Source organism: Phaeobacter sp. JH20_29 (assembly GCF_048056175.1).
Classification (GTDB): Bacteria; Pseudomonadota; Alphaproteobacteria; order Rhodobacterales; family Rhodobacteraceae; genus Phaeobacter; species Phaeobacter bryozoorum.
On sequence record NZ_JAYMWO010000006.1, the window covers coordinates 45,717 to 71,792 of the forward strand.

Genomic DNA, 26,076 nt, shown 5'->3' on the forward strand with positions numbered 1-26,076 from the left:
GAACAAGGGTTCAGGCGACCAGAGATTCGGCCTTCTTGAGATCGACAGACACCAGCTGGCTCACGCCTTTCTCCTGCATGGTCACGCCAAACAACCGATCCATCCGCGCCATGGTCACCGCGTGGTGCGTGATGATCAGAAAACGGGTGTCGGTCTGTCGGCACATCTCATCCAGAAGATCACAGAAACGGGTGACATTGGCATCATCCAGAGGTGCGTCGACTTCGTCCAACACACAGATCGGTGCCGGGTTCGACAGAAACACCGCAAAAATCAAGGCCATAGCGGTCAGAGTCTGTTCTCCGCCGGACAACAGTGAGAGCGTTGACAGCTTCTTACCCGGTGGCTGGCACATGATCTCAAGCCCGGCGTCCAGCGGGTCGTCACTTTCGACCATAACCAGATTGGCCTCGCCGCCGCCGAACAGATGGGTGAACAGCATGGTAAAGCTGGCGTTCACCTCCTCAAAGGCGGTCAGAAGCCGTTCACGTCCCTCACGATTGAGGCTGGCGATCCCTGCGCGCAACGTCTTCACCGCCTCTTCCAGATCGGCTTTCTCGGTGACCAGCTGGTCATGCTCTTCCTGCACCACACGGGCGTCTTCTTCGGCGCGCAGATTGACGGCTCCCAGCGCATCGCGCTGGCGCTTGTGACGGTTGACCTCCGCTTCCAGCTCCTCTGCATTGGGCATATCTTCAGGCGTGGCATCAAGGCGGGCCAACAGGTCGTCCGGCACGGTCTGCTGTTCCTCACGGATCCGCGCCTCCGCATGTCCCACCGCCTCACGGGCGGCATCGCAACGCGCTTCGGAGCGGGCTCGTGCTTCACGTGCCTCTGACGCAAGGCGCGCGCACTCGCGCTCGGCCTGCACGGCATCGCGCAACACGGTTTCAGCGCCGATCAGCGCGTCCGACGCGGCAGCCTTGCGCGCCTCTGCCTCTTCAATCGCGGCATTCAGTTCGTCATGTCTCTCCGCAATTTCAGCTGGAACCGCATGGGCCTCTTCCAGCTCGTCTTCTGTTGCCGCGCGACGCTCGGTCAGCTCGGCAATGCGCCTCTCGGCGCTGTCGAGACGATGACGCCAGCCGGAGAGCTCTTTGGTCACCTGCTGTCCGCGTGCGGTCCGAGCCTCGCCTTCGCGACGCAATTCATCCTGCGTTGATCGATGCGTCAGCATGGTGATCCGCGCGGCTTCGACCGCTTGCTTTACATCCTCGACCTTGGCGCGCGCTTCGGAGAGGTCTTCAAGGCCCTCCACCGCAGTCTCAGCCTCAGCCAGCTGCGCCTTTGCCGCCGCTGCATCCTCGTCATGGCGGGTCACTGCAATGCTGAGAGTTTCAAGTTTGCCTTCGGAGAGGTTGCGGTGGCTTTCGGCCCTGCTCAGCGCACGCGCGGCATCGGCGACGCGCTGATCCGCGACCCGGCGCGCCTGACGGGCGGCCTGATCAGCGGCGGTCACCTCCTCAAGCTTTCGCATCAGGACCTCATGTGCCGCCCTGGCGCCATCGGCACGCGCTCCTACATGCTCCATGTCCTGTTTCAGCGTCTCGAGACGGTTCATCTGCTCCAAACGCAGCGCTGCAGCACTGGGTGCATCCTCCGCCCAGGCGCGGAACCCGTCCCAGCGCCACAGATCCCCCTCCAATGTCACAAGACGCTGCCCCGGCAACAAGCGCGAATGCAGGTCTCTTGCGGCATCACTGTCGACCAGACCAACCTGCGAAATCCGACGCTGCAGCGCTGCCGGGCAGCTGACATGCAGAGACAGCGGCACAGCGCCCGCAGGCAGAGCCGCATCGCCGTCATAAGGCGGCAGGGTAACCCATCCACTTGGCCCGTCGATCTCTGCAAGAGGCGCACGCAGATCATCTGCCAGCGCCGCCCCGAGTGCCTTTTCATAACCGGCGGCGACACGCATTTCATCCAGAACATGCCCGCCCTCGGCAGTGTCACGTTCCACCAGCTTCGCAAGGGCCGTCACCTCAGCACGCAGCGCACCCAGCTCTCCTTCGGCTTCGGAGCGGCGAGCACGGGCCTCTGCTTCTCGCGATTGGGTGTCATTGCGGGCTTCATCCGCCGCCGCGAGGGTTTCATCTGCCAGTTCAGCAGCCGCGCGCGTCTCTTCTTCAGCGCCGACTGCCGCTTCAAATGCGGCCTCGGCTTCGGCCAGTGTTTCGCGGGCGGCCGCCATCGCCTCGCGGGAACTGCCGCCTTCCTCTTCCGCACGACTCAGTGCGCGACGGCAATCCTCAACCTGGCGCTGCGCGGACTGGTGGCGCGCGGCTAACCGTGCCACATCTTCGGTCAAACTCGTCAGATGCTCTTCGCGCGCCTGAAGAACAGATCCGGCCTCGCGGGATCGCTCAACGGCTTCGGCCATGCGGTCATCATGGCCAATGGCCGCCCGCGCCAATTCGCGCTGTTCCCAGTCCAGCCGCTCGATTGTCTCGCCGGCATCCCGGTTCAGCCCGCTTTCACGTTCGATATCAAGGCCCAACTGCGCCACACGGTTGGTCAGCGTCTCGATTGTCTGGCGTGCCTGTGACTCTTGATCGCTCAGCGCATCGCGCTGCACGAACAGACGTTGCAGGACCGCCGCTGCGATCGCTTCTTCCTCGCGCAGAGGCGGCAATGCGCCCTCTGCTTCTAGTCGCTTCCCATCTGCGACACGGGCTAGCGCCTCGGCCTTGGCGGCCTGCGTCTCACGCGCGCGTAGGACATCTTCTGCCTCAAGCCGCGCGTCATCGGCCTCGCGCCAGCGGCGATACAGCAACATCCCCTCCGCCCGGCGCAGCTGCTCACCGATATCACGATAGCGCTGCGCCTGTCGGGCCTGACGGGCCAGTTGCGAAAGCTGAGCAGCCAGTTGCTCGATCACGTCATCCACGCGCAGCAGGTTCTGTTCGGTGTTCTTGAGCTTCAGTTCAGCCTCATGCCGCCTCTGGTAGAGTCCCGAAATACCTGCAGCCTCCTCCAGAATACGCCGCCGGGCCTTCGGTTTGGCATTGATCAGTTCGGCAATCTGTCCCTGTCGAACCAACGCTGGCGAATGTGCGCCGGTCGAGGCATCAGCAAACAGCATCTGCACGTCGCGGGCGCGCACATCCTTACCATTGGTCTTGTAGGCACTGCCAACATCACGGGTGATGCGGCGCAGAATTTCCAGATTGTCACTTTCGTTGAACCCGGACGGCGCAAGCCGCTCGCTATTGTCGATTTGCAGGCTGACCTCAGCAAAGTTACGCGCAGGCCGGGAACTTGTCCCCGCAAAGATCACGTCCTCCATGCCACCGCCGCGCATGGCCTTCGGGCGGTTTTCGCCCATCACCCAACGCAGCGCCTCGAGCAGGTTCGATTTGCCGCAGCCATTTGGCCCGACAACCCCAGTCAGGCCATCCGCGATCAGCAGATCCGTTGGGTCCACAAAGCTCTTGAAGCCATTCAGTCTGAGTTTCGAGAAGCGCAAGCCGATATCCTATGATTCATTGGGGTCCAAGTGTCATGGGTTTGTTACACCACTGTCAATGTGGCCGCCCCCCAAATCCGCTAGCTCAGCGCGATATCGCCACCATATATTGTGGATAACTTTCTATTTCCCGCTTAACCGGCTACGCAGTCCAATCGCCCGACCAGCACGGCCTGATCGCCCAGTACATAGCCCACGCTACACCCACTGGCCAATTCCATGGCACGGGCCGCCCGACCTCTGATCGGTCCAAGCCGCGGCGCATACTGTGGGTTGACGCGAACGGCTTCTGCCAACCGACCGCGCATCCTGACATCAAAAACGCTGCCGTCCACGGCAATCCTCTGCACGGTCTGGCCCCGAAAATGCGGACTTGCGGTATCGCAGGCGGCAAGTAATACGACAAGGAGTAATGTAAAAATCGAGCGGAATAGAACCGTGGATCTGGCCGGGTCGAACATGCGTATCACCGTGACGGTTGTGACAAATTCTTCGGTCTTGCTCTCACAGCTAGCATGGAACGCGCAGGTTGTCTGCCGAATGGATGCCGCCCTCTTGCAGCCGCACCTGCCGCGTGGTCATATGTTTTGACCAATAACGCACCTCAGAAGGCAATCATCATGCCCTTTCAAAAAGTTCAGCCCGAAAAACTCTCTGCTTCAGTGGTGCGCCAGATCGAACAGTTCATTCTGCGAGGCATCCTGACACCGGGCGAGCGGTTGCCTGCGGAACGCGAACTGGCGGAGCGTCTGGGCGTATCGCGGCCATCCCTACGGGACGCACTGGCAGAATTGCAGAGCCGAGGCCTGCTCACGTCGCGGGCCGGTGCCGGTGTTTTTGTTGCCGATGTGCTCGGCTCAGCCTTTTCGCCTGCCCTGGTGCAGCTCTTTGCCAGCCATGATGAGGCCGTCTTCGACTACCTCAGCTTTCGCCGGGACATGGAAGGCCTCGCGGCGGAGCGCGCGGCCAAATACGGTTCCGACTATGATCTTCAGGTCATTCAGACCATCTTTGAAAAGATGGAACAGGCCGGTGATCCTGCCACTTCAGAGGAAGCGGCAGCTCTGGACGCGCAGTTCCATTCCGCGATCATGGATGCGAGCCACAATGTCGTCATGCTGCATATGATGCGGTCGATGTTCGACCTGCTGCGGGAGGGGGTCTTCTACAACCGCCAGATCATGTTCCAACAGCACACCACGCGCGAGGCCCTGCTCGCGCAGCACAGCGCCATCAACGCCGCTTTGCAGGCGCGCGACCCGGATGCAGCGCGGGCGGCGGTCGAAACCCATCTGGATTACGTGAAACAGGCGCTCAGCGACCATCAGCGCACCCTGCGCAACGCGGAAATCGCCAAACAGAGGCTTGAGCACGAAATCAGCAAGTCCTGAGCCAGGCGCCGACCCCATTCAGCACGGCCGGGATCAGGCTTCGGGCATGGACGCGAGCCACTCGGCCACGACCTCTTCGGGGTATCCTCGGTGGAAATGCGACTTCCACGGGTAGGCTGGCCGATCAGTGCCGTCTTTCAGCCGGACCTTATTCGCATCCCCCCTGTCGACCGCCGGGTTCCCAACCGCGATCCGATGATCTGCAACATCTCTCGTGACTGCGCTACAGGCTCCAACCAGGGCACCCTCGCCGACAGTCACCCCGGGGAGGACGGTGGTCATCGTGGCAATCACAGCAAATGACTTGATCCGAGCGCCAAGCAATACCTCGCTGGGCGGATGGGGGTCATTGGTCAGCACAACATAGGGAAAGATCCAGACATAATCGTCGATGACGCTCTTTTGGCCGATATGGACATTGCTGTGCAGCCGGACGTAATCACCAACGGTGCAATGACCCTGGATATCGCCCAGAGTGCCTATCTGGAAACCGCGTCCGGCCGAGGTCAGTTCACGGACGGTGACACGATGACCGGTCACCAGCCCCTCTCCAAAAGTCGAGCTTTCATAGAAAACACTGTGTGAACGTATGTTGGAGCGTGCCGAGATCCGCAGCGGCGTCCCATCCCCAAGCCGGGTTTCAACGCCGAGTTCGCAATTGCTTCCTATGCTTGTGCCCTCACCGATCTCGACATTGTCATGGATGATCGAGAACGGACCGATTTCCACGCTTGGGTGAATCTTGGCATTGGGGCTGACAATGGCCGTCGGGTGGGCGCGCATGTGAGTCTCCTTCGGGACTTGGAGGCCCGAGCTCCGGCTCGGGATCTTGGCTCACTTCTATCGTTCGGCCCGCGTCCGATCCACCATTTAGGTCAGCAACCGCCCCACTCCAATGGCCAAGCCCACAGCTGGGCGAACAAAAAACCCGGCCACATGAGCCGGGTTTTTTAATACGCGCCGATAACAAGTGCAGGTTAGTGCAGCTTGGCGTCCACGTCAGCGATAGCAGCGTCGATCAGCTTGTTGGCTTCTGTCGCTGTCATCTGCTTCGAAATCACAGCATCCGCCGCCGCGATAGCAACGAGGATGGCCTGATCGCGTACTTCTTTCACCGCAGAATCCTGCGCTGCCTTGATCTGCTCCTCGGCAGCCGTCATACGACGGGCGATCGAGACTTCCAGATCCGCCTTGGCCTGCTCAGCCGCCTTGGCAGCATCTTCACGTGCCGAAGCAACGATCCGGTCGGCCTGCGCCTGAACTTCCTGCTGCTTACGTTCGTAAGACGCCAGAATGGTCTGGGCTTCTTCACGCAGGGCACGGGCCTCTTCGAGGTCCTTCTTGATGCCTTCCGCACGGGCGTCAAGCTGACCCCCCAGCAGACCGGGCACCTTGGCATAGAGCAGAATACCGACGAACAGCAGGAACGCGAGCGTCACGACAAAGTCGGTGTTGCTCATCGACAGGAACGGGCCAGACGCCGCAAACGCGGGGCTGGTGGCACCAAAGGTCAGAGCAAGAGCCAATACTGAGCGCATGTTCTTATCCTTTCATCCGGTCGGCAACCGCGGCTGCGACGGCTTTTTCGTCTGCCTTGCCGCCAAATGCGGCGACGATTTCGGCGGCGGTATCTACAGCGACGGCTTCGACGCTGGCGATGGCACCGGCCTTGATCTCGGCGATGACGGCTTCTGATTCAGTTGCTTTGGCCGATATCTGTGCGTCTGCCTTGGCAATGGCCTCATCCAGATCTGCCTGGATTTCCGCACGGGTCTCAGCAGCGATGCGCTGAGCCTCGGCACGGGCATCCGCCAGAGCTTGATTGTAAGCGGTTTCGGCCTCAACGGCTTTGGCCTTCAGGTCTTCAGCCGCGGCGAGGTCGTTGGTAATGGTTCCCTGACGCTCGGCCAACACTGCCGCAATGCGGGGCAGCGCGATGCGCGACAGGATAAAATAGATCACGACGAGCGTGACCACGAGCCAGAAGATCTGGTTCGCATAGGTCGAGAAGTCCAGCTGCGGCATGCCGCCCGAACCGTGGGCAGCCTCTGCGGCACCGTGACCTGCGTCCTGCGTCTGAGTTGCCATGTCGTCCTCCTAGGGAACTTGCCGTTACACCGGGCGGCGCAGTCGTCCACACCGCCCGGCCGTAAGGAAAATGGTTCCGAAGGGTCTTAGACGGCGAACATCAGCAGCAGAGCGACCAGGAACGAGAAGATGCCCAGAGCTTCTGCAAATGCGATGCCGATGAAGAGGGTTGCGGTCTGGGAAGCAGCCGCGGAGGGGTTGCGCAGAGCGCCTGCCAGGAAGTTAGCAGCAACATTGCCAACACCCAGTGCAGCAATACCAGTACCCATGCCAGCCAGGCCAGCGCCGATGTGTGCGAGTTCGCCTTCCATTGTGTATCTCCTTACGATTGGAAGTTGAGGATCTTGTTGTTCGGACCTAACCGCGACTTAATGCGACGGATGAAGCGCGTCCTTCAGGTACACGCAGGTCAGAATTGTGAACACGTAGGCCTGAATGAAGGCCACGAGAACTTCGAGTGCGTAAACCGCGGTGATGGCAAAGATCGGCAGGAAGCTGAACAGGCCCAATGCGCCTGCAAAACCTGCGAATACCTTCAAAACCGCGTGGCCAGCCATCACGTTACCTGCAAGACGAATGCAATGGCTGACGGGGCGCACGAAATAGGAAATCAGTTCGATGATCGCGAGCACCGGGCGCAGCGCCAGCGGTGCGGAGCTGACCCAGAACAGGCCCAGGAACTTGGTGCCGTGCAGCGCAAAGCCGGTCACGGTCACGGTCACAAAAACCAGCATCGCCAGAACCGCAGTTACGGCAAAATGCGAGGTGGTGGTGAAGCTGCCGGGGATCAGGCCCAGCATGTTCGCGGTCAGGATGAACATGAACAGGGTCATAATGTAGGGGAAGAACTTCAGACCGTCTTTACCGGTGACGTCTTCGACCATCTTGTAGATGAACCCGTAGGCAAGTTCAGCAACCGACTGAATGCGCGACGGAACAATCGCGCGCTTGGACGATCCCAGTACCATCAGAGCGAAGATTGCGACAATCGCCAGCCCCATCCACAGGGTCACGTTGGTCGGGGTGTAGAAGTTCAGCTCTGCTGCGCCACCCAGCGGCTTTACCAGGAACTGGTCAGTCGGGTGAATCTGGAGCCCCGGAATAGCGGGCGCAAAGAACAGCCCAGACGCAAGTACCAGCAGAAAAGCTGCACCAAAGATTAGTTTGCCCATTGTCCCGTTTCTCCTGTCGCCGGGGGATCAATCCCGGTCTTGCGCATCTTGTTCGGCCATTTCGGCCAGTTTCTTTTCCTGGATCTCTTGCGCGCTGCGGAGCATTGTCTTTACCCCGGCCGCCAAACCCAGCATTGTGAACAGCACCAGAAAGATCGGTATGGTCCCAAAAAGAAGATCCAAACCGTACCCGATGCCAAAGCCGATCATCAGACCGGCCACCAATTCAATCACCATTCTCCAGGCATCGCTTGCCGTCGAATAATGTTCGTCCACACGCGGCTTGGGCTCATGGGCCTTACGCGCCTCTGCCAGTCTGGCCTCGAGCTGCGCCAAACGCTGCTTTTCCGGCTCTTGTGACACGGGCACCATCCTCACGTGAATTCTGATGCGGTGCTAAGGAGTCCTAGCTCCAGAGTCAACAACGCAGATTGCACTGCGGCAGGACGCGCAAGATATTGAAAATAATAAATATTAAAGACAGCCCCTCTTGGCCACGGATGACTTTTCGTAGCGGCCCCGTGAAACTCACCCTGAAAACTCATATTCAACCAAAAGGTTGATTTTCCTCAGAGCGCGGGTTTGCGCCGGATTTTACCAACCAAACGGCCGTCGATCATCACCAGCCCGAGCAAGATCGCAGCCATGCCCGCCAGATGCTCCATTTTAAGAGGTTCCTGAAGCACCCAGGCCCCCATCACCAAAGCCGAAACCGGCGCAATCAAGGTGGGCAGGGTGATATTGGTTGGCCCCACCCGCGGCAGAACCCAGTAGAACAGGATAAAGGCGGCGGAGGTCAGAATGAAGCCAATCACCAGCAGCGCTCCCCAGGTCTCCAGCCGTGTGATGACAGGCACGCCTTCGGCCCAGATCGCAAGCGGCGCGATCGCGGCTGTTGCTCCGGTCAGGGCGATGGCAACCAGGACCACCGGATCCATATCGCGAAACTGCCGGGCAATATTGACTGAGAACGCGTAGCACAGCGGCGCACAAAGCGTCACGAGCACGGCCCATATCTCGGACTGCCGCCCCCCTTGCAAAAGCGGCAACGACAGCACCAGAATACCGAGGAACCCAAACATCACACCCATTGATTTCAGCACTGTCGCCCGCTCTCCACCCGGCCAGAAATGCGCCACAACAACTGCTAGCGCCGGGGTAAAGGCATTGAGAATCCCGGCCACGCCGCTGGCAATATGCTGCTGACCCAGTGCGTAAAAGGCAAAGGGCGCAGCGTAGCTCAATACGCCGAAGCCAAACAAAGCCAACCAGCGCGACGGTTGCTCCGGCACCCGTTTGCGGGCCGCCAAAACATAGATCCAGCATCCAAGCGCCCCAAAGCCGACACGGCCCATGGAAACCGACAGCGGCCCCAATTCGCGCAGCAGCACAGCGTTGAACATGAAGGACATGCCCCAACCGATGCCCAGCACAAAGATCGCCACCCAATATTTCAGTGCCATGTCACGTCTCTCCGGTGCTGCAATCACTGACCCGGGCGTTATGGGGTTCACAGCTTGGGATTGTCGACCCGCATTCTGCGGTTTAGGTGTGTCAGAATGAGCGACCCCCTTGATATTGTCTTTGCCGCGCTTGCGGATCCAACACGACGCAGCATTCTGACCATGCTGCTGGAGGATGATATGGCTGTTACAGACGTTGCGGATCCCTTTGACATGTCGCTGGCGGCAATCTCCAAACACCTGACGATCCTGAGCCGCGCCGGTTTGATCGCGCAGGAAAAACGGGGCCGGGTCAAATGGTGCAAGCTACAACCGGATGCCATGCGGTCCGCCAGTGTCTGGATGCAGGGGTTTGGTCAGTACGAGCCCGTCAATCTGGATGCGTTCGAGCGGTTCCTGGAAACCGAACTCGGAACCCCGGCGAACGATCTGTCATCGGATTGACGCCGATCCGCCAGCCTCTGCCGCTGCCATCGGTGGGCGACCTTCCCGCAGCAGAAGCCAAAGCGCCCAGATCGTGCAGAGCACGCCCAGCGCCACGATACCGCCCGGAGCCGGTCGACCCAATGCGATTTCCCACAGGATGACCCAGCTCGGCGTCAGATAGGTATAGGCCATCACCTTGGCGGACGGCAGATGAAGCGTCGCGTATTGCAGCAAGACAAAGGTCGCGGCACTGGCAATCAGCGCCACATAAAGCAGAACCAGCCAGACAAGCGGTGACAGCCCGACCCAATCCGTGGCGCGGATATCAGCCCAACCCACCACCACCAGGATGATGGCCCCGGCAACCAGCATACCAAAGGTAAACACCACCGCAGGTTCCCCGCGATTCAGCAGCCGCACCATCGGCGTATAGACGGCATGAGCCACGCAGCCCCAGAAATAGATCACCTCTCCGCGACCGACCTCAAACGCCCAGATCGCCGCCAGATCACCACGAAATATGACCCAGATCGCGCCCGCCGCGCCGATCGCCAAAGCCAACGCCATCCGCCAGCTCGTAACCTGGCGCAACAGCAGCCAGCCGAAAATGCCGCTCAGAACCGGTGTCAGCGTAAAGACGGCGGCCGCACTGACCGGCGCTGCCGTTTGCAGGCCATAGAACATCAGAACAAAATAGACCGCAAAGAAGCCGCCCAGAAGGATGAAGCGCCAGGGCGCCTGAAAATTCCGTCGCCGCAAGCCATGAGTCACCTGGGCGGCAATGCCAATCACAACCGCAGCAATTATGAACCTCGCCGCGTTCAGGGCCATCGGAGCGATGTCGTTGGCGACCATGGAGCCAAGCGAAAACGATCCGGCCACCAACGCCGAGAAGAGCAGCATAGCCAGATGGCCACGATGGGCCGGTGTCATTCGGCCCAGGCCTTGGCTTCTGCTTTCAGAAAGCTGAGGAAGCTCTGAACCTTGGTGGTGCGGTGCAGATCCACATGGGTGACCAGCCACAAATCGCCACTCCACTCGGGCAGCGGCTCCATGATCTGTGTCAGCTCGGGATGCCGCGCAGCTTCCCATTTGGTCAGAAAACCGATCCCCGCCCCGGCCAAGAGCGCGTCCTGTATCGACGCCCCATTGACGCAGCGGAACGACAGCGCGCTCTCGGGGGCATGCGCTCGCAGCCAGCGGGAGTAAGGCGCGCGGCTGTCGATATCATCGTTACAAATGAAGCGATGATTGGGCATATCCTCAAGCCCGTTCAAGGGGCCGAACCGCTCCAGATAGGACCTGCTGGCGTAAAGCCCATGTTGCTGACGCATAAACGGCTGAACCACGTTGTCAGGCTGCTCAGGCGGAGATCCGGCACGAATCGCCACATGCGCCTCACCGTATTCCAGGCGAAACAGGCGGCTGCCGGTCAGGAACCGGATCACCAGCTCCGGATGCTGACGCTGAAACTCGGTCAGTGCAGGAACCAGAAGCGCCGACATCGACGACAGCGATGTCACGACCAGTTCGCCCGAGACAGCATCGCCGTGCCCCTTGAGCCGACCGACAAGCTGGCCAAACTGATCATCTGTGGCCTGCGCCACGCGCAGCAGATCCTGCCCGGCCTCTGTCGGTGTGTAGCCACGGGCATGGCGTTGGAACAGCTTCACGCCCAACCGCGCCTCAATAGCATCGACGTGGCGAATGACCGTGGCATGGTGAACCCCCAAAACTTCGGCGGCGCCGCTGACCGTCCCCATGCGCGCGACCTGATAGGCAGTGCGTACCTCGTCCCAGTTCTCCATGGCTATCTCTCAACTTGCGCCCCACTTACTGCAAACATGCACATTCCACCAAGGACGGCCAGAGAAAGGTTCGCAATTGCGCAAAGGTCAGCCAGAGTTTGAGCAGTTCAGACCCAGGTGATCGCCACACCCAAACGCTGCATCACATCGAGAAAGGCCGGACGGCTCAGCGCGACCGTCCGATCATTAACCAGCGGGTGCATGTAGATCAGGTCGACCTGCTGGGCAGCCTTGTCCATGTAGAAATGCACATCTCTTTCGACACCATTGATCATCGCAAGCGGCGTCACCGCTCCTGGGCGCACACCGAGGGTCTGAAACAGCCGCTCTGCCGAGCCAAATGACAGCGTCCCCAGCCCCAGCTCAGCGGCGAGACGCTTCAGATCGACGTCGCGGTCCTGTTCCAAGCTGATCAGGTGGTTGCGTTTCTTCTTGTCCCGCAAATAAAGGTTCTTCAACCGCAATGCGGTCTTCCCCGGCTCTACGAACTCCGCTTCGACCGCTTTTGCCTCCTCAACCGTGCGCAGCGGTGGATGGCAGTGCAACCGGTAGCCGATGCCCCAGACATCCAGCTGCGCCAGCAGTTTATCGCAGGAAACCGGTAGGCTGTCCTGTAGCTCGGTTGATGCATCCATTGCGGCCTCATACTGTTATCGTTCTGCAAATCACGTGATGTCAGCAGATCAATAAGAAACCCACAAGGACGCAAGGGGTAACATCATAGTTTCGCCGGCGTTTCAATGTTGGTTGGTCAGTCTGCCATAGACCGGCTACACCCGCCGTGCCTCCTCATAATGATCGAAACCGCTTGAGAACCACGCCGTACCGCGGGTCGCACTGGCCAGGCTGTTGCACAGCTGCTCCTGCGCGGCGACAGGCAGTAGGGTTTCAAACACATCCCACCCGGCGGCATCTGGATGGGCGGCAAAGCCCAGGATCTGCCCCTGCATTCCGCTCACCACGGGGACCAGCCCGCCGGTAAAGACGGAGGGTACGTGAATTTCCACGCGCATAATCGGTTGCAGCACCACAGACCCGGCCTGCGCCAATGCCTCACGCACCGCAGATTTGCCAGCGGTGCGGAAAGCAAAATCGGAACTGTCGACGGAGTGGTGTTTGCCATCCAGCAGGGTTACCTTCACGTCGACCACAGGGTGACCGTTGACACCCGCTTGCAGAGCCTCTCGCGCGCCGGCTTCGACTGAAGGAATATACCCTTTGGGTACGGCACCACCCTTGACCTCATCTGTAAACTGAAACCCTGATCCGCGCGCTGCGGGGGCGATGCTCAGCACGACATCCGCAAACTGGCCCGCCCCCCCGGACTGCTTGCGGTGGCGATGATGGATTGTGGCAGGACGGGTGATCGTCTCCCGAAGGGCGGGTGGCACCGGTTCGTCACTGACCTCAATGCCAAACGACCCTTTTAGCAGCGACAGAATCCGGCGCAGGTGCAACGGCCCCTGGAGGTGGAGCAGCGCATGACCGCTCATTTCATCCTGATCAACTCGCAGCCCCGGATCTACCTCAGCAATTCTTTCCAGTGCAGAGGTAAGGCGGACATCATCGCGATCATGTAAAGGGGTGAGGATCCGTTGATAACTTGCCGGGCGTGGCTGCGCCCAGTCCGGCAGTTCCGCAGCGTGGTCTTTAAGATAGGTATATCCAAGACTGAGATGATCAGACTTGACCACCTGCGCGATATCGCCTGGCGCCAACTCACCGGCATCAGATGAGGCACCATTGCTGCCATTCCCCGCAGATCGTGAAGGCGTCTGGACGCCTGCCCCGTTCTTTGCAAGCCCGCCATCACCGTTCAGTTGGGTCATCGCCCCCAGGTTGCCGCCACCGACCTGTGCGCCGATCCCGACAGGTTCGCTGAGCGCGCGGACCACAACTGTCTTGCCAAGATGTTTGACGAGGTCACCGATGCAGCCCACTGCAAGGGGCGTTCCGTCCCCCGCCAACCGCTGCGCAGCAACATCAACTGCCGGGGCCTCATGCCGAAGGGATTTCATAAGCCGCACAATCCCGTTGCGATGCAGCGCCGACCCCAGCAACGCAGGGATCAGGTCATTGTGCTGCAATACCCGCGTGGCGACATCATAGACCGCTTCGGTCAGCGGCTTGCGATCCTCGATCAATTGCTCCAGCAGATCGTCGTCGTAGTCCGCCAGCGCCTCCAGCATCTCTCCGCGCGCCTGACGCTCGCGTGCATGGATGCTGTCAGGGAAGGCCACAAGGGCCGAGGGCTGCCCCTCCTGATACTTCCACGCCCGCTCTGAGATCAGGTCTACTGCCCCGATCACCTCACCACCCGCCCGCATAGGGATCTGACGCAGTACGATATTGTGCCGACAATAGGTTTGTAGCGCAGCAACAATATCCGCCACCCGCCCTGCGGCCTGATCCATACGGTTGATAAAAAGAAAGGCGGGAACACCCGCCTCTTCGACCATACGCAGATAGGGCGCGGCCAAGACCCCGGCGGCGGGATCAGCAGGCACGCAGACCACCGTTGCATCACTGGCGGCCAAAGCGGGCCCGGCGATGGCCAGGTTTTCAACCCCGCCGGCGATATCAATCACCCCCCAGTTTTCCTCCATGAACTGGAAGGCTCTCAGATCTGCAACGCCCGTGGCGTGCTGTGGTTTTTGCCCAGGCTCCTGAAGTGTCGCCAGTGCCGTTGCCAACTCCGTTTTACCGGATTGGGAGGGGCCGATGATCGAAAATACACGCATCTGTCATGATCCTTCTGATGGCTGCAAAGCCGCCCGATGAAGGAATGCGGCATTAGATTGCCGCAACAGATGCCTTGAGAATAACTGCCTCTCGCGTGGTGCCGCTTATTCGACACCGTAGTTTCGTCATATGGGGGAACACCCGAATAAGCGCCCGTGAAGGTGGTCGCCGAGGTGCCGTCTCCCTGCGATATTCCCTCAGGGAGGTGGCTCGCGTCAACCGTTGCACCCAGCGCATGGCAGCCTCCCCCTCGCTCTGTCTGGGCGCGCCGGGTTGACTCACTCCGGACAAAGGCGTAACGCATGCTGCAAATCCGGGAGCCATGATGAGTCTTCCGGTCCCTGCCCGTGTCAGGGATCGCCCCCCACCAGCGTGTTACGCCCGTGGGGGCGATTGTGCATGGACCATTTGCTCCCTACATGTGGGGCGTCCACTTCGAAACCGGCATAGGAGGCCGCAGGCATGTTTGAAAATCTATCCGAACGCCTATCCGGTGTCTTCGACCGGTTGACCAAACAGGGCGCGCTCTCTGAAGAAGATGTAAAGACCGCCCTGCGCGAAGTCCGTGTCGCGCTGCTCGAGGCAGATGTCTCCCTGCCGGTCGCCCGCGATTTTGTGAAGCGCGTACAGGAGCAGGCAACGGGCCAAGCCGTGACCAAATCGGTCACCCCGGGCCAGCAGGTTGTAAAGATCGTCCATGACGCACTGGTTGACGTGCTTCGCGGCGACGAAGATCCCGGACAGCTGAAGGTCGACAACCCTCCCGCGCCGATCCTGATGGTCGGTTTGCAGGGGTCAGGTAAGACCACGACCACCGGCAAGCTTGCCAAGCGTCTAAAAGATAAAGAAGGCAAGCGCGTCCTGATGGCGTCGCTTGACGTCTATCGCCCTGCCGCGATGGACCAGCTGGCTGTGCTGGGCACACAGATCGGTGTCGACACGCTGCCCATCGTTCCAGGCCAGAAACCCGTCGATATCGCCAAACGCGCCAAACAGCAGGCGGCGCTTGGTGGTTACGACGTCTATATGCTCGACACGGCGGGCCGGTTGCAGATCGACGAAGTGTTGATGCAGGAGGTCGAAGACGTCCGTGATGTCGTCTCTCCCCGCGAAACCCTGCTTGTTGTTGACGGGCTGACAGGTCAGGTCGCCGTTGAGGTGGCCGAAGAATTCGATGCCAAAATTGGCATCTCCGGTGTGGTCCTGACCCGGATGGATGGCGACGGCCGTGGCGGTGCGGCGCTTTCGATGCGCGCTGTCACCGGCAAGCCGATCCGCTTTGTTGGTCTCGGCGAGAAAATGGACGCCATCGAAACCTTCGAGCCGGATCGAATCGCGGGCCGGATCCTCGGCATGGGCGACATCGTTGCGCTGGTCGAAAAGGCCCAAGAAACCATCGAGGCCGAACAGGCTGAGCGCATGATGAAGCGCATGATGAAGGGTCAATTCAATATGAATGACCTGAAGATGCAGCTTGAGCAGATGATCCAGATGGGCGGCATGCAGGGCATGATGCAGATGATGCCTGGCATGGCGAAGATGGCCAAGCAGGTTGAGGATTCGGGGTTCGACGACAAGGTTCTGCGTCAGCAGATCGCCATGATCCAGTCGATGACCAAGAAAGAACGCGCCAATCCTGCCCTGCTCCAGGCGTCTCGCAAGAAACGGATTGCAGCAGGATCCGGCATGCAGGTCTCTGACCTCAACAAGCTCATGAAAATGCATCGCCAGATGGCCGACGTCATGAAGAAAATGGGTAAGATGGGCAAAGGCAAGATGCTGAAGCAGGCTATGAAAGGCATGTTCGGCAAAGGTGGCATGCCCGAAATGGCCGGCATGGATCCGAGCCAGATGGACCCAAAAGCGCTGGAAGCGGCGGCCAAGGCGATGGGCGGCAAGGGCGGTTTGCCCGGCGGTCTCGGCGGGCTTGGTGGTCTCGGGGGTGGCATGGGGCTGCCCGGCGGCCTCTCCGGTTTCGGCAAGAAGAAATAAGCCGCATGATCGCCTCCATCCCTACCCTTCAGACCGAGCGCCTGACGCTGCGCGCCCCCAAGCTTGAGGATTTTGAGCATTGGGCCGCGTTCTTTGCGTCCGAACGCGCTCGCTACGAGCGTGGCATCCTGCCGCGCGGCGAAGCGTGGAGAGTCTGGGCCGGGGATGTGGCACTTTGGACACTTCGTGGGTACGGCCCCTTCGGTGTCGAAATCCGAGAAACCGGCGCCTATGCGGGCGAGGTCGGGATTTACCAACCGGACGGCTATCTCGGCCCGGAACTGGGCTGGTTCGTCGTCCCCGAAGCTGAAGGAAAGGGAATCGCTGCCGAGGCCGCGCAAGCTGTCATGACCTGGGCGCGACAGAATTTCGGCTGGGACAGTCTGATCAATATTATCGACCCGAACAACCACCGATCAATCGCCCTGGGCCAGCGTCTCGGCGGTGTTATCGACCCCGACGCAGAGGGCGAATGCGCCGACGACGTGGTGATCGTGCATGATCTGCGGGGGCAGGTATGATGCAGATCCCGGCTATCCTTCAGCTTGAAACCGAACACTTGGTCCTGCGCGGACCGGAGGCCTACGCATGATGGCCACCCACCTTCCCACACGCGTCTTTACCCACATCCGCTCCGCTGTGGCCGCCTTGCCACAGCGCAACAGCGCCTTAACCCCTTGTTTCCCGGCATCTGGCATGATCGAGCCGTCATTGATGCCGAAACAGGTCACTGGTGCGCGCGCGGCAGGGGCCGAAACGAGTGTGGGTATGCCAGACACAGACAATCGTTTCCCTAGCCTCATGACGAAGAGGCTATTGTTGGTCTCCCCTGCGGAGGCCGGTTTTGACGCGCATGATGCCTTCCTGCGCATTGGTGCGCCGCGCTTCATCGACGCGGTCGACGATCCTGATGCGCTGTGGTGGTCGATAGCGACGATCATCGGCCACTGGCACCTGCGTGGTTACGGATTGTTCGCCCTCATCGAGCGCAATACCGGGCGCCCGGTCGGCATGATTGGCCCCTGGTTCCCGAAGGGCTGGCCAGAGCCGGAGCTTTCGTGGCACCTGACCGAGGATGCCCGTGGTAAAGGCTACGCAAGCGAGGCCGCAGAGGTCGTTCTCGACTGGCTGTTCCGCGAGAAAAACTGGAGCAGTATCGCCTCCTTCATTCCCGAGGACAACGCAGCCTCCATTGCCCTGGCGCAGCGAATCGGCGCCCGCCCAGAAAAATTAGTATCGTTCCGCCTCGCACCTGCACACAATATGCGCACCTGGCGCCATCAGCCCCGCAAACATCTGCTGGACCGGCCTGCAATCACAGGGCGCCTTCAATGATCTATTGCCACTGCGACTTCAGCGCGGGGGGCATCTGATGCCATCGTCCATCCCCGTAATCGAAACCAAGCGCCTGATTCTGCGTGGCCCGGAAGCCGTGGATTATCCCGACTTCAAAGCCACGTTCAGTTCCTATCGTGCGCGTTTCATGGGCGGTCCACTGAACCCCTATGAGGCCTGGATGCTCTATGCCGCCGAAATCGGCCACTGGCAGGTGCGTGGCTTTGGCATGTGGATGATCCACGATAAGACCACCGAGGAAACTTACGGCATGGCGGGTGGCTGGATGCCTGCTGGCTGGCCCGAGCGTGAGATCGCCTGGATCATCTGGCCCGATGCCGCAGGTAAAGGCTATGCGCTGGAAGCAACCCACGCGGCACGGAACTACTATTACAATACGCTCGGCTGGGATGGGGCGGTCAGCTATATTGACCCCAAGAACCTGGATTCGATCCGTCTTGCCGAACGGCTGGGTGCCAAGAAGGACCAGGACGCCGCAACCATTGATGGCAACGACGCCGTCTACAGGCATCCCGCACCAGAAGCGCTCAAAAACAGCCAGTTGTCCCATGGGATCGAGATGGAGATAAGCCACTACGCAGATCCCATGTTCAAACCGGAGGGTTGGGCGCTTGACTGATCTATTCACCCAACGCTGCCTGATGCGATATGCCTTCATTGCCTTGTGGAGCCAGAAATGACGACAGAGACTCAAGATCCCGTCGCCCGCGCAGCGGCGTTGCTGAAAGGCCACCGCGAGAGTATTGATCGCCTCGATGCGATCCTCGTCTACACGTTGGGCGAGCGGTTCAAGCACACCCAGGCGGTGGGCCGACTCAAGGCAGAACACGACCTTCCCCCGTCCGATCCGACGCGTGAGACAGCGCAGATCGCACGGCTCGAAGACCTGGCGAAACAGGCCGACCTGGACCCCGATTTCGCCAAGGCTTTCCTGAATTTCATTATTCAGGAAGTCATCCGACACCACAAGAAACACCAGGAATAACAGGGACTTCCCTGCAAACGCCATTAAAGGAGACTGAACCCATGGCAATGAAAATTCGTCTGGCCCGCGGCGGCTCGAAAAAGCGTCCCTTCTACCGCATCGTGGCTGCCGACAGCCGCATGCCGCGCGATGGTCGCTTCATCGAAAAGCTGGGCACCTACAACCCGCTGCTGCCGAAAGACAGCGAAGAGCGCGTGAAAATGGACATGGAGCGTGTGCAGCACTGGCTGGACCAGGGCGCCCAGCCCACAGATCGTATCGCTCGCATGTTGGAATCCGCTGGCGTACGCGCTAAGGTTGAACGTAACAACCCTAAGAAAGGCACCCCGGGCAAGAAAGCCCAGGAACGTGCTGAAGAGAAAGCAGCCAAAGCTGCCGAAGCGACTGCAGAAGCGGAGTAAGTTGATGAACATGCGGGACAATTCATTCTCTGAAGACTTCCGCATGCAACTTGATCTGTTGATGCGTGTCCGGCGCGATGTGCGCCGGTTCCGCTCTGATCCGGTGGACGAGACAGTGCTTGCGCGCTGTCTCGACACCATTCAGCTGGCTCCCTCCGTGGGTCTCAGCGAACCATGGCGGGTCATTCGCGTCGAAAGTGACGCAGCCCGGGCCGCCGCACTTGCCAATTTTGAAAGCGCAAACGCCGAAGCGCTAGCGGGTTTCTCCGAAGCCAAGGCTGAACGCTACGCCAAACTGAAGCTTTCCGGCATGCGCGAAGCACCGGTTCAGTTGGCGATCTACTGCGACGATTCCACCACAAAAGGTCACAAGTTGGGCGCCGGCACCATGCCGGAGATGCGTCGCTATTCGGTGGTCACCGCCGTGACTCTGTTCTGGCTGGCCTTGCGCGCCGAAGGGCTGGGGCTGGGCTGGGTATCCATCCTTGACCCACAACGGTTGAACAGGGATCTGGATGTGCCAGCGGACTGGCAGCTGATCGGCTATTTCTGTGTTGGTCACCCGGAGCGGATGTCCAAGACGCCCGAACTGGAACAACTGGGTTGGGAAACCCGGCGCAACGCATTGCCGATCGAAACTCGGTAATCCGCCCATGTGGCGATTGATACGGCTTGCGGTTTTTGTTCTGATCGCCTTTACCGCAGGCGTTCTATATGAACGCAATTACCAAACAGAACGCTGCGGACTCGCGGGCGGCACTTGGACTGCTGCGCGGTTCTGCAAAGGATGGACTGAATGACTGAGCAGATTTGCGTTGGTGCCATTTCCGGCTCGTACGGAGTGCGGGGCGAAGTGCGGCTGAAGAGCTTTTGTGCGATGCCCGAGGATATCGAAGACTATTCCCCGCTCAGCACCGAAGACGGCAGCCAGACCTATACGATCACCTTGGTCCGCGCCATCAAGAACGGGTTTACCGCCCGTATCGGCGGAATCGAGACCAAGGAGCAGGCCGATGCTCTAAAGGGGGTCCGCCTGTTTGCGCCGCGCAACCGTCTGCCGAGCCTGCCGGATGATGAATACTACCACACCGATCTGATGGGGCTGGAGGTGTACGACACCGGCGGGACCCTGCTGGGGACCGTGAAATCGGTGCAGAACCACGGCGCCAGTGATCTTCTGGAAGTCGCCCTCCCGGCAGACAGCAAAACAGTATTGCTGCCCTTTACACTGGCTGCGGTGCCGACGGTCGATCTTGCCAGCGGACGCATCATCGCAGACCCGCCGGACGGCGTGTTCTGAGCCCGTCAGCCTTCAGCTGCCAACAGCTGCTCCAGCACATGTTCAACAGCGACCCCGAGATCCTTTGTTCTCTGTCGCGGCTCCGATAGTTTGCCGCCCAGCGCTGACCACAGCTTGAACAGGCGCCAAGTAAAGAAGAACCTAAAGATCGGATCCGTCGTCAGTTCTGCACCATAGCCGTCCTCAAATGCTGCCCAATCGGCTTTGGCAACACCTCCGAAACCAGGCGTGCGCCCTTCTGCAGCAAGGTGGTCGGGGCAGTTGGACAACCAGATATCGGCAATATCGCGCTGCGGGAATGTTCCGTCGTGGTTTGAATAGTCAATGAATGACACCTCACCATCGCACATCAAGATATTGCGTAGATGAAGATCTCCATGCTCCAATGCACCACGAAATGTCTGTGCACGGGCGCGCCGTGCCTCCCGGTGAAGCAGCGCGCAGAGGCCCAGGTACCTCTTGGGCTTTAAGACCTGGAACTCCCCGGCACGTACCGCCTCCGCCCGCGCTGAGACCTGTTTCAGAAACGGTTTTGGCCAGAATTGCATATCTCCGGCATCCGAAACCCTGTGCAATTCAGCGACCGCATGTCCAATCCGTCGAAGAACCTCTGCCCGGTCACCGAACCCGTATTCGGTCATAGCCAGCTCGCGATAGGCGGTATCCCCTTGGACAAAGTCCATCAAAACCACAGCACTATCTTGATCTCGCCACAGCACGTCAGGCGATGACACACCGCAGACCGATTGCAGGCCAAGCGCCGCTTGCTGATGCCGGTCAAGAAACCTGATCTGCCGCGCGGCGTTGGCTTCGTCAAAAACCGCCCTCAAGACATAGCTTTGCCCACTGGCCGTTTTGACCTCGAGCACACTGCGACAGTGTTGGCGCCGACTATGCACCTGTAGTCTGCGAAAACTGACCCCATCGGGCGGCAGACCTAGATCCGACGCAATACGTGGCCAGAACGCTTTTGCGCGCGCCTGCACATCGTCGATTGCGGCCTGATACTCACGGTCGGTAACAATAAGGGCCATTTCCGAATTCATCCAAACACCAAAGCTTTTTATTGCGTGTCGTTCTAACTGGATTAAACAGCACCACATGAGTGCACAAAACAAATCTCATGGCCGCAAAGCCATTCGCCCCTCATTTAAACCGCGCGAGCTGATGACGCCGACGCCGGATCTGGTCGGCGTCTGGAAGGCCAAGATCATGACGCTGTTCCCGAATGCCTTCCCCGGCATACTTGGCGAAAGTCTGACCGGAAAGGCGTTGCAGGAAGGGTTATGGCAGCTGGAAACCATTGACCTGCGCCAATTCGGCATCGGTAAGCATCGCAATGTCGATGACACTCCGGCAGGCGGCGGCGCCGGCATGGTCCTGCGGGCCGACGTTCTTGGCAACGCTATTGAACATACAATGGCAGGCAGCTCCGATAACTGGCCCCTGATCTATCTGTCTCCGCGCGGTCGCCGCATGGATCAGGCGTTGATGCAGAACCTCGCACGCTGCGACGGGGTCACCTTGCTCTGCGGGAGATTCGAGGGTGTCGACGAGCGCGTCTTGCAGCACTATGGCATTCAGGAAGTCTCCCTGGGAGATTTTGTGATGACCGGCGGCGAGATTGCCGCCCAAGCCATGATTGATGCCACCGTTCGGCTGATCCCAGGCGTCTTGGGCAACCAAGCCTCTGCCGAGGAAGAGAGCTTCTCCTCAGGCTTGCTCGAGCACCCGCAATACACCCGCCCGGCAGACTGGAAGGGTCACCCCATACCTGATGTTCTGATGTCCGGCCATCACGGCAAGATCGCTGAATGGCGCCAGAAAATGAGCGAAGAGATCACGCAGGCGCGGCGCCCTGACCTTTGGCAGACCTTTCTGAACCGCAAAAAGGCCGAGTGAGCGCCCTTAAGTGGACAGGCCGGTCCCAGACTGAACCTGGGCTCTTGATCCGCCAGCAAAACAGGCATAGAAGGCCCTGTCTGGATTCGCTTTTGCGTCTATGGACCGGTGTGCTGTTGCATCATGAAACCCCCGACCCGCCTTCTTCGGCAATCTGGGGGGATGTCAGCCCACTCTCAGGAAAGAACGGGACGATCTCTGGCGGGCTGCAAATGGCGGGACCCGATGAAGACCAAGAGCTCTCGCAACCGCGCAAAACTTCGTGGACAAAACCACGAGCAACCATAGGAGACCTGCGATGGATCTGATCGCACAGTTGGAGGCGGAACAAGTTGCCGCCCTGGGGAAAGAGATCCCCGATTTCAAAGCCGGTGACACCATCCGCGTTGGCTACAAAGTGACCGAAGGCAGCCGCTCGCGCGTGCAGAACTACGAAGGTGTCTGCATCAGCCGCAAGAATGGCTCTGGCATCGCCGGTTCGTTCACCGTTCGCAAGATTTCGTTTGGCGAAGGTGTGGAGCGTGTTTTCCCGCTGCACTCGACCAACATCGACAGCATCACTGTTGTGCGCCGCGGCCGTGTTCGCCGTGCGAAACTGTACTATCTGCGCGCCCGTCGCGGTAAATCCGCACGGATTGCAGAAGATACAAACTACAAAGCCAAAGCGTAAGGAGTGGTATCATGAAAGCCGACACCCATCCCGAATACCACTTCATCGACGTCAAAATGACCGATGGCACCATCCTCAAGATGCGCTCCACCTGGGGCAAAGAGGGTGACACTCTCTCGCTGGACATCGACCCCACCGTGCACCCCGCATGGACCGGTGGTTCGACCCGCCTGATGGACGCCGGTGGTCGCGTATCCAAGTTCAAGAAAAAATACGAAGGCCTGGGCTTCTAAGCCGATCCGGTCTTGTTCTTTCGGAAAACGCCGCTCATTTTGGGCGGCGTTTTTTATTGGTGCCACGCCTGCCCGCGCAGCGCCCTCTCCGGTTAACGCAGGATGAACCTAGACCCTAAAACAGGGCCTAACGTGCGGATATCCCGCTTTCCATCGATTCGCGCGGGCAGTATACTCATCCCAAAATGCGCGGTATTTTGCGCAGTGATTGGGGGAAGCGAACGTGGCGCATATTATTGTCGTCGGCAACGAAAAAGGGGGCGCGGGCAAATCCACCGTTTCCATGCATGTGGCAACCACCCTGGCCCGATTGGGATACAAGATTGCCGCCCTGGACCTCGACTTGCGTCAACGTTCACTGGGGCGCTATCTGGAAAACCGCAAGGCGTTCATGGAAAAGGCCGCGCTGGACCTGCCGCTGGTGGAGCTGCATGAGCTGCCCGAAATCGATCCCGAAAGCCTGCAACCCGGCGAGAACATCTATGACCACCGGCTGTCTGCGGCGGTCTCCGAGCTGGAACCCAACAACGACTTTATCCTGATCGACTGCCCGGGTTCGCACACCCGGCTCAGTCAGGTCGCCCATTCCCTGGCCGACACGCTGATCACGCCACTGAACGACAGTTTTGTCGATTTTGACCTCCTGGCGCATACTGACCAAAAGGGTGAAAAGATCACCGGGCCGTCCGTTTATTCCGAAATGGTCTGGAACGCGCGACAGTTGCGCGCGCAGGCTGGCCTGAAACCAATTGACTGGATTGTGATCCGAAATCGAGTTGGCACTCAGCGCATGGTGAACAAGGAAAAGATGGAACGCGCGATTTCCATGCTTTCGAAACGGATCGGATTCCGCGTTGCCCCCGGATTTTCGGAACGGGTGGTGTTCCGGGAGTTGTTTCCGCGCGGGCTGACCCTGCTGGACCTCAAGGATATTGGCGTCAAACAGCTGAATATCTCCAACATCGCGGCACGGCAGGAACTGCGCGACATGATGAAATCGCTGAATCTGCCAGGCGTGGATGTCGATATCTGATCAGCCACAGTCGTCGCGCCCTATCGACCAGGTGTTGGGCAACGGCAGCCGACGGTTATTCCTGATCCTCGGGTTGGCGATTGCCGAGCTGTTGCTTGTCATGGTCGCCTACCAGCTGCTGGCCGATGTGCATTGCAAATTCACCGGAGCGGATCTCGCCTGTACCACCGTGCGATCACTCGCCGGGCGTTTGCTGGCGTTGTTGACCGTGCTCAGCCTTTATCTTGTGCTGGTGCGCAGCGCCTATACTGCGCTGGCCGCATTTGTCGGGAGCGCCTCGCAACGCCCATCGGCAGTTATCCTGAACCTCGTCGGTCTTCTGATCGCGCTGGTCCCGCTGGCCCTGTTTGGACCCAGCGGCATCAACGCATGGATTTCGCCGACCCTTATTCTGGTCTGCCTAGGCGGCGGCATCGCCGGGCTAGGCGGTCTGCTGGCCCTGATGCCACTTCGAGATTGGGTTGTCTGGCTGCGCGGCTGCGGCCTGCCTCTGATCCTGGCGCTTCTTGTGGCACTGGTCATGCCCGATATCACTCGCATGATGGAACCGATCTGGAACATAGAAGCGCTGACGTCGGTGACGTTCCTCCTCGTGACATGGGTTCTGGAAAGCTCAGGTGCCACTGTCTGGTCCGATCCGGCGTTGCATCTGATCCGTGTCGACGGTTTTCTGGTGGAGATCGGCGAACCCTGCTCAGGCGTCGAAGGGTTTGCCCTCGTCACGACCTTTATGGGGCTTTATGCGCTGTTGATGGGCCGCGACCTCAGGCAGACACGATATTGGCTGTTCCTGTTTCCCGCCGCTCTGCTGCTCAGCTGGGGCTTCAATGTCGCGCGTATCGCTATACTGATCCTGATCGGCGCCTGGATTGCACCGGAACATGCGGTCAACGGATTTCACAGCTATGCCGGCTGGCTGATGTTCACCTGTCTTGCGCTGCTGATCCTGGCGATTGCCCATCGCTCTCGCTGGTTGCAGAGCAACCCCGCTAGGGTGGCCGCCGCAACCGCCGACCTGCCACCGCTGCGCGCCGATATGCTGATCGCGAGCATAGTGCCTTTTGTCGTGATGATGCTGAGCGGCGTATTGGTTTCTGCAATCTGGGCAGAACCTGCCGACGGATATCCGCTGCGTACTGCAATGATGGCAGCCGCATTGCTGTTGTTCTGGCCTGCCCTTAGGGCGCTGGCCTACAGGCCAAGCGCTATGGATATCACCGCCGGGGCCGCAATTGCAGCCGTCTGGATCGTGATGGCCACACCCGACATCAGCCGTGGCAACATGACAGAGCACCGGGATACCCTATGGATTGCGACACGCCTGCTCGGGACCATAATTCTGGTGCCCATCATCGAAGAGCTGTTCTTTCGCGGGTATCTGCTGCGCCGCATGGCCGGGCAGGGTCAGGTTCTACGGGCGGTTATCGCCTTGATTGTCAGCAGCCTTCTGTTCGGTCTGATGCATGACCGCTTCGCGCTTGGTGTGGCCGCTGGCGCAATCTTTGGCGCCCTATATCTGCGTGGGGGCGGGTTACCGGCCGCCATATTGGCCCATATGGTGGCAAATGCCCTGATCGCCTATGTTGCCTTTGCGACCGGGAACTGGACACTTATCTAGGTCCAGAATGGTTGACTCAAGCGACGCCCT

Annotated in this window: 28 protein-coding genes; 15 read left to right on the top strand and 13 right to left on the bottom strand. The window is 59.8% G+C overall.

Going from position 1 to position 26,076, the window contains the following annotated elements; translation table 11 throughout:
- Window positions 1-10: 10 nt before the first annotated feature.
- A complete protein-coding gene (locus VWZ85_RS05175) occupies window positions 11-3,466 on the bottom strand; it encodes a chromosome segregation SMC family protein (RefSeq protein WP_416534659.1) in 3,456 nt (1,151 codons plus the stop codon).
- 620 nt (window positions 3,467-4,086) lie between these two features.
- Here VWZ85_RS05175 and VWZ85_RS05180 point away from each other — a divergent pair.
- Window positions 4,087-4,857, top strand: coding sequence for a FadR/GntR family transcriptional regulator (locus tag VWZ85_RS05180; protein ID WP_340546517.1), 771 nt, complete (start codon window positions 4,087-4,089; stop codon window positions 4,855-4,857).
- Between the two features lie 33 nt (window positions 4,858-4,890).
- On the opposite strand, the gene VWZ85_RS05185 is transcribed toward VWZ85_RS05180, so the two are convergent.
- The 7 genes from VWZ85_RS05185 to VWZ85_RS05215 all read right to left on the bottom strand — a co-directional run bounded on the left by VWZ85_RS05185 (window position 4,891) and on the right by VWZ85_RS05215 (window position 9,580).
- Window positions 4,891-5,640, bottom strand: a complete 750-nt coding sequence (locus tag VWZ85_RS05185) for an N-acetyltransferase (RefSeq protein ID WP_416587318.1) — start codon at window positions 5,638-5,640, stop codon at window positions 4,891-4,893.
- Window positions 5,641-5,834: 194 nt separating this feature from the next.
- Window positions 5,835-6,395, bottom strand: a complete 561-nt coding sequence (locus tag VWZ85_RS05190; RefSeq protein WP_260082157.1) for a F0F1 ATP synthase subunit B — start codon at window positions 6,393-6,395, stop codon at window positions 5,835-5,837.
- A gap of 4 nt (window positions 6,396-6,399) precedes the next feature.
- Complete coding sequence (locus VWZ85_RS05195; protein WP_260112726.1) at window positions 6,400-6,945, bottom strand: F0F1 ATP synthase subunit B'; 546 nt, start codon at window positions 6,943-6,945, stop codon at window positions 6,400-6,402.
- An 86-nt stretch (window positions 6,946-7,031) separates the two neighbouring features.
- The gene (locus tag VWZ85_RS05200; protein ID WP_008562443.1) at window positions 7,032-7,256 is read right to left on the bottom strand and encodes a F0F1 ATP synthase subunit C; all 225 of its coding nucleotides are present in this window, start codon (window positions 7,254-7,256) and stop codon (window positions 7,032-7,034) included.
- A 57-nt stretch (window positions 7,257-7,313) separates the two neighbouring features.
- Window positions 7,314-8,117, bottom strand: a complete 804-nt coding sequence (locus VWZ85_RS05205; RefSeq protein WP_416587319.1) for a F0F1 ATP synthase subunit A — start codon at window positions 8,115-8,117, stop codon at window positions 7,314-7,316.
- 27 nt (window positions 8,118-8,144) lie between these two features.
- Window positions 8,145-8,489 carry an AtpZ/AtpI family protein gene (locus VWZ85_RS05210; RefSeq protein ID WP_416587402.1) on the bottom strand — a complete coding sequence of 115 codons (345 nt, stop codon included), beginning with the start codon at window positions 8,487-8,489 and terminating at the stop codon, window positions 8,145-8,147.
- Between the two features lie 197 nt (window positions 8,490-8,686).
- Entirely contained in the window at window positions 8,687-9,580 is an 894-nt protein-coding gene (locus VWZ85_RS05215) for a DMT family transporter (protein WP_416587320.1), read from the bottom strand.
- A 96-nt stretch (window positions 9,581-9,676) separates the two neighbouring features.
- Here VWZ85_RS05215 and VWZ85_RS05220 point away from each other — a divergent pair, with 96 nt between their 5' ends.
- The gene (locus VWZ85_RS05220) at window positions 9,677-10,024 is read left to right on the top strand and encodes an ArsR/SmtB family transcription factor (RefSeq protein ID WP_340546511.1); all 348 of its coding nucleotides are present in this window, start codon (window positions 9,677-9,679) and stop codon (window positions 10,022-10,024) included.
- On the opposite strand, the gene VWZ85_RS05225 is transcribed toward VWZ85_RS05220, so the two are convergent.
- From VWZ85_RS05225 to VWZ85_RS05240, 4 genes are all read right to left on the bottom strand, one after another.
- Window positions 10,013-10,939: a DMT family transporter gene (locus tag VWZ85_RS05225; protein WP_340546510.1), complete on the bottom strand. Its 927-nt coding sequence runs from the start codon at window positions 10,937-10,939 to the stop codon at window positions 10,013-10,015. The genes VWZ85_RS05220 and VWZ85_RS05225 overlap by 12 nt on opposite strands.
- Window positions 10,936-11,814 carry a LysR family transcriptional regulator gene (locus VWZ85_RS05230; protein ID WP_340546509.1) on the bottom strand — a complete coding sequence of 293 codons (879 nt, stop codon included), beginning with the start codon at window positions 11,812-11,814 and terminating at the stop codon, window positions 10,936-10,938. Before VWZ85_RS05230 ends, VWZ85_RS05225 begins: the two co-directional genes overlap by 4 nt.
- A 107-nt stretch (window positions 11,815-11,921) precedes the next feature.
- Complete coding sequence (locus VWZ85_RS05235; RefSeq protein WP_416587321.1) at window positions 11,922-12,449, bottom strand: prolyl-tRNA synthetase associated domain-containing protein; 528 nt, start codon at window positions 12,447-12,449, stop codon at window positions 11,922-11,924.
- 135 nt (window positions 12,450-12,584) lie between these two features.
- Complete coding sequence (locus VWZ85_RS05240) at window positions 12,585-14,555, bottom strand: elongation factor G (protein WP_340546507.1); 1,971 nt, start codon at window positions 14,553-14,555, stop codon at window positions 12,585-12,587.
- A 463-nt stretch (window positions 14,556-15,018) separates the two neighbouring features.
- On the opposite strand from VWZ85_RS05240, the gene ffh reads away from it, so the two are divergent.
- The 8 genes from ffh to rimM all read left to right on the top strand — a co-directional run bounded on the left by ffh (window position 15,019) and on the right by rimM (window position 20,590).
- Window positions 15,019-16,548 (top strand): signal recognition particle protein, encoded by a 1,530-nt coding sequence (gene ffh / locus VWZ85_RS05245; protein WP_416587322.1) that lies wholly within the window; start codon window positions 15,019-15,021, stop codon window positions 16,546-16,548.
- Window positions 16,549-16,553: 5 nt separating this feature from the next.
- A complete protein-coding gene (locus VWZ85_RS05250; RefSeq protein ID WP_416587323.1) occupies window positions 16,554-17,069 on the top strand; it encodes a GNAT family N-acetyltransferase in 516 nt (171 codons plus the stop codon).
- Window positions 17,070-17,136: 67 nt separating this feature from the next.
- Window positions 17,137-17,883 carry a GNAT family N-acetyltransferase gene (locus VWZ85_RS05255; protein WP_340546504.1) on the top strand — a complete coding sequence of 249 codons (747 nt, stop codon included), beginning with the start codon at window positions 17,137-17,139 and terminating at the stop codon, window positions 17,881-17,883.
- A 37-nt stretch (window positions 17,884-17,920) separates the two neighbouring features.
- Window positions 17,921-18,523 carry a GNAT family N-acetyltransferase gene (locus VWZ85_RS05260; protein WP_340546503.1) on the top strand — a complete coding sequence of 201 codons (603 nt, stop codon included), beginning with the start codon at window positions 17,921-17,923 and terminating at the stop codon, window positions 18,521-18,523.
- Between the two features lie 57 nt (window positions 18,524-18,580).
- On the top strand, window positions 18,581-18,889 hold the full coding sequence (locus VWZ85_RS05265) for a chorismate mutase (RefSeq protein ID WP_340546502.1): 309 nt from the start codon (window positions 18,581-18,583) through the stop codon (window positions 18,887-18,889).
- Window positions 18,890-18,930: 41 nt separating this feature from the next.
- Window positions 18,931-19,290, top strand: a complete 360-nt coding sequence (gene rpsP, locus VWZ85_RS05270; protein ID WP_340546501.1) for a 30S ribosomal protein S16 — start codon at window positions 18,931-18,933, stop codon at window positions 19,288-19,290.
- A gap of 4 nt (window positions 19,291-19,294) precedes the next feature.
- Window positions 19,295-19,936 (top strand): 5,6-dimethylbenzimidazole synthase, encoded by a 642-nt coding sequence (gene bluB / locus VWZ85_RS05275; protein WP_416534664.1) that lies wholly within the window; start codon window positions 19,295-19,297, stop codon window positions 19,934-19,936.
- A gap of 150 nt (window positions 19,937-20,086) precedes the next feature.
- Complete coding sequence (gene rimM / locus VWZ85_RS05280; protein ID WP_416534665.1) at window positions 20,087-20,590, top strand: ribosome maturation factor RimM; 504 nt, start codon at window positions 20,087-20,089, stop codon at window positions 20,588-20,590.
- A 5-nt stretch (window positions 20,591-20,595) separates the two neighbouring features.
- On the opposite strand, the gene VWZ85_RS05285 is transcribed toward rimM, so the two are convergent.
- Window positions 20,596-21,636: a phosphotransferase gene (locus VWZ85_RS05285; RefSeq protein WP_416587324.1), complete on the bottom strand. Its 1,041-nt coding sequence runs from the start codon at window positions 21,634-21,636 to the stop codon at window positions 20,596-20,598.
- Window positions 21,637-21,691: 55 nt separating this feature from the next.
- Between VWZ85_RS05285 and trmD the strand changes: the two genes are divergently transcribed.
- From trmD to xrtE, 5 genes are all read left to right on the top strand, one after another.
- Complete coding sequence (gene trmD / locus VWZ85_RS05290) at window positions 21,692-22,492, top strand: tRNA (guanosine(37)-N1)-methyltransferase TrmD (protein ID WP_416587325.1); 801 nt, start codon at window positions 21,692-21,694, stop codon at window positions 22,490-22,492.
- A 298-nt stretch (window positions 22,493-22,790) separates the two neighbouring features.
- Complete coding sequence (rplS, locus tag VWZ85_RS05295) at window positions 22,791-23,162, top strand: 50S ribosomal protein L19 (protein WP_014876109.1); 372 nt, start codon at window positions 22,791-22,793, stop codon at window positions 23,160-23,162.
- Window positions 23,163-23,173: 11 nt separating this feature from the next.
- Window positions 23,174-23,395 (top strand): 50S ribosomal protein L31, encoded by a 222-nt coding sequence (rpmE, locus tag VWZ85_RS05300; RefSeq protein WP_340546496.1) that lies wholly within the window; start codon window positions 23,174-23,176, stop codon window positions 23,393-23,395.
- A gap of 223 nt (window positions 23,396-23,618) precedes the next feature.
- On the top strand, window positions 23,619-24,428 hold the full coding sequence (locus VWZ85_RS05305; RefSeq protein ID WP_340546495.1) for a division plane positioning ATPase MipZ: 810 nt from the start codon (window positions 23,619-23,621) through the stop codon (window positions 24,426-24,428).
- Window positions 24,415-26,046, top strand: coding sequence for an exosortase E/protease, VPEID-CTERM system (xrtE, locus tag VWZ85_RS05310; RefSeq protein ID WP_416587326.1), 1,632 nt, complete (start codon window positions 24,415-24,417; stop codon window positions 26,044-26,046). The genes VWZ85_RS05305 and xrtE overlap by 14 nt, the downstream gene beginning before the upstream one ends.
- The last annotated feature ends 30 nt before the right edge of the window (window positions 26,047-26,076 follow it).

What these genes read in the sequence shown, in the direction of transcription:
- VWZ85_RS05180 (WP_340546517.1), top strand. Translation starts at nt 4,087, where the DNA reads ATGCCCTTTCAAAAAGTTCAGCCCGAAAAACTCTCTGCTTCAGTGGTG.
- VWZ85_RS05185 (WP_416587318.1), bottom strand. Translation starts at nt 5,640, where the DNA reads ATGCGCGCCCACCCGACGGCCATTGTCAGCCCCAATGCCAAGATTCAC.
- VWZ85_RS05190 (WP_260082157.1), bottom strand. Translation starts at nt 6,395, where the DNA reads ATGCGCTCAGTATTGGCTCTTGCTCTGACCTTTGGTGCCACCAGCCCC.
- VWZ85_RS05195 (WP_260112726.1), bottom strand. Translation starts at nt 6,945, where the DNA reads ATGGCAACTCAGACGCAGGACGCAGGTCACGGTGCCGCAGAGGCTGCC.
- VWZ85_RS05200 (WP_008562443.1), bottom strand. Translation starts at nt 7,256, where the DNA reads ATGGAAGGCGAACTCGCACACATCGGCGCTGGCCTGGCTGGCATGGGT.
- VWZ85_RS05205 (WP_416587319.1), bottom strand. Translation starts at nt 8,117, where the DNA reads ATGGGCAAACTAATCTTTGGTGCAGCTTTTCTGCTGGTACTTGCGTCT.
- VWZ85_RS05210 (WP_416587402.1), bottom strand. Translation starts at nt 8,489, where the DNA reads ATGGTGCCCGTGTCACAAGAGCCGGAAAAGCAGCGTTTGGCGCAGCTC.
- VWZ85_RS05215 (WP_416587320.1), bottom strand. Translation starts at nt 9,580, where the DNA reads ATGGCACTGAAATATTGGGTGGCGATCTTTGTGCTGGGCATCGGTTGG.
- VWZ85_RS05220 (WP_340546511.1), top strand. Translation starts at nt 9,677, where the DNA reads ATGAGCGACCCCCTTGATATTGTCTTTGCCGCGCTTGCGGATCCAACA.
- VWZ85_RS05225 (WP_340546510.1), bottom strand. Translation starts at nt 10,939, where the DNA reads ATGACACCGGCCCATCGTGGCCATCTGGCTATGCTGCTCTTCTCGGCG.
- VWZ85_RS05230 (WP_340546509.1), bottom strand. Translation starts at nt 11,814, where the DNA reads ATGGAGAACTGGGACGAGGTACGCACTGCCTATCAGGTCGCGCGCATG.
- VWZ85_RS05235 (WP_416587321.1), bottom strand. Translation starts at nt 12,449, where the DNA reads ATGGATGCATCAACCGAGCTACAGGACAGCCTACCGGTTTCCTGCGAT.
- VWZ85_RS05240 (WP_340546507.1), bottom strand. Translation starts at nt 14,555, where the DNA reads ATGCGTGTATTTTCGATCATCGGCCCCTCCCAATCCGGTAAAACGGAG.
- ffh (WP_416587322.1), top strand. Translation starts at nt 15,019, where the DNA reads ATGTTTGAAAATCTATCCGAACGCCTATCCGGTGTCTTCGACCGGTTG.
- VWZ85_RS05250 (WP_416587323.1), top strand. Translation starts at nt 16,554, where the DNA reads ATGATCGCCTCCATCCCTACCCTTCAGACCGAGCGCCTGACGCTGCGC.
- VWZ85_RS05255 (WP_340546504.1), top strand. Translation starts at nt 17,137, where the DNA reads ATGATGGCCACCCACCTTCCCACACGCGTCTTTACCCACATCCGCTCC.
- VWZ85_RS05260 (WP_340546503.1), top strand. Translation starts at nt 17,921, where the DNA reads ATGCCATCGTCCATCCCCGTAATCGAAACCAAGCGCCTGATTCTGCGT.
- VWZ85_RS05265 (WP_340546502.1), top strand. Translation starts at nt 18,581, where the DNA reads ATGACGACAGAGACTCAAGATCCCGTCGCCCGCGCAGCGGCGTTGCTG.
- rpsP (WP_340546501.1), top strand. Translation starts at nt 18,931, where the DNA reads ATGGCAATGAAAATTCGTCTGGCCCGCGGCGGCTCGAAAAAGCGTCCC.
- bluB (WP_416534664.1), top strand. Translation starts at nt 19,295, where the DNA reads ATGAACATGCGGGACAATTCATTCTCTGAAGACTTCCGCATGCAACTT.
- rimM (WP_416534665.1), top strand. Translation starts at nt 20,087, where the DNA reads ATGACTGAGCAGATTTGCGTTGGTGCCATTTCCGGCTCGTACGGAGTG.
- VWZ85_RS05285 (WP_416587324.1), bottom strand. Translation starts at nt 21,636, where the DNA reads ATGAATTCGGAAATGGCCCTTATTGTTACCGACCGTGAGTATCAGGCC.
- trmD (WP_416587325.1), top strand. Translation starts at nt 21,692, where the DNA reads ATGAGTGCACAAAACAAATCTCATGGCCGCAAAGCCATTCGCCCCTCA.
- rplS (WP_014876109.1), top strand. Translation starts at nt 22,791, where the DNA reads ATGGATCTGATCGCACAGTTGGAGGCGGAACAAGTTGCCGCCCTGGGG.
- rpmE (WP_340546496.1), top strand. Translation starts at nt 23,174, where the DNA reads ATGAAAGCCGACACCCATCCCGAATACCACTTCATCGACGTCAAAATG.
- xrtE (WP_416587326.1), top strand. Translation starts at nt 24,415, where the DNA reads ATGTCGATATCTGATCAGCCACAGTCGTCGCGCCCTATCGACCAGGTG.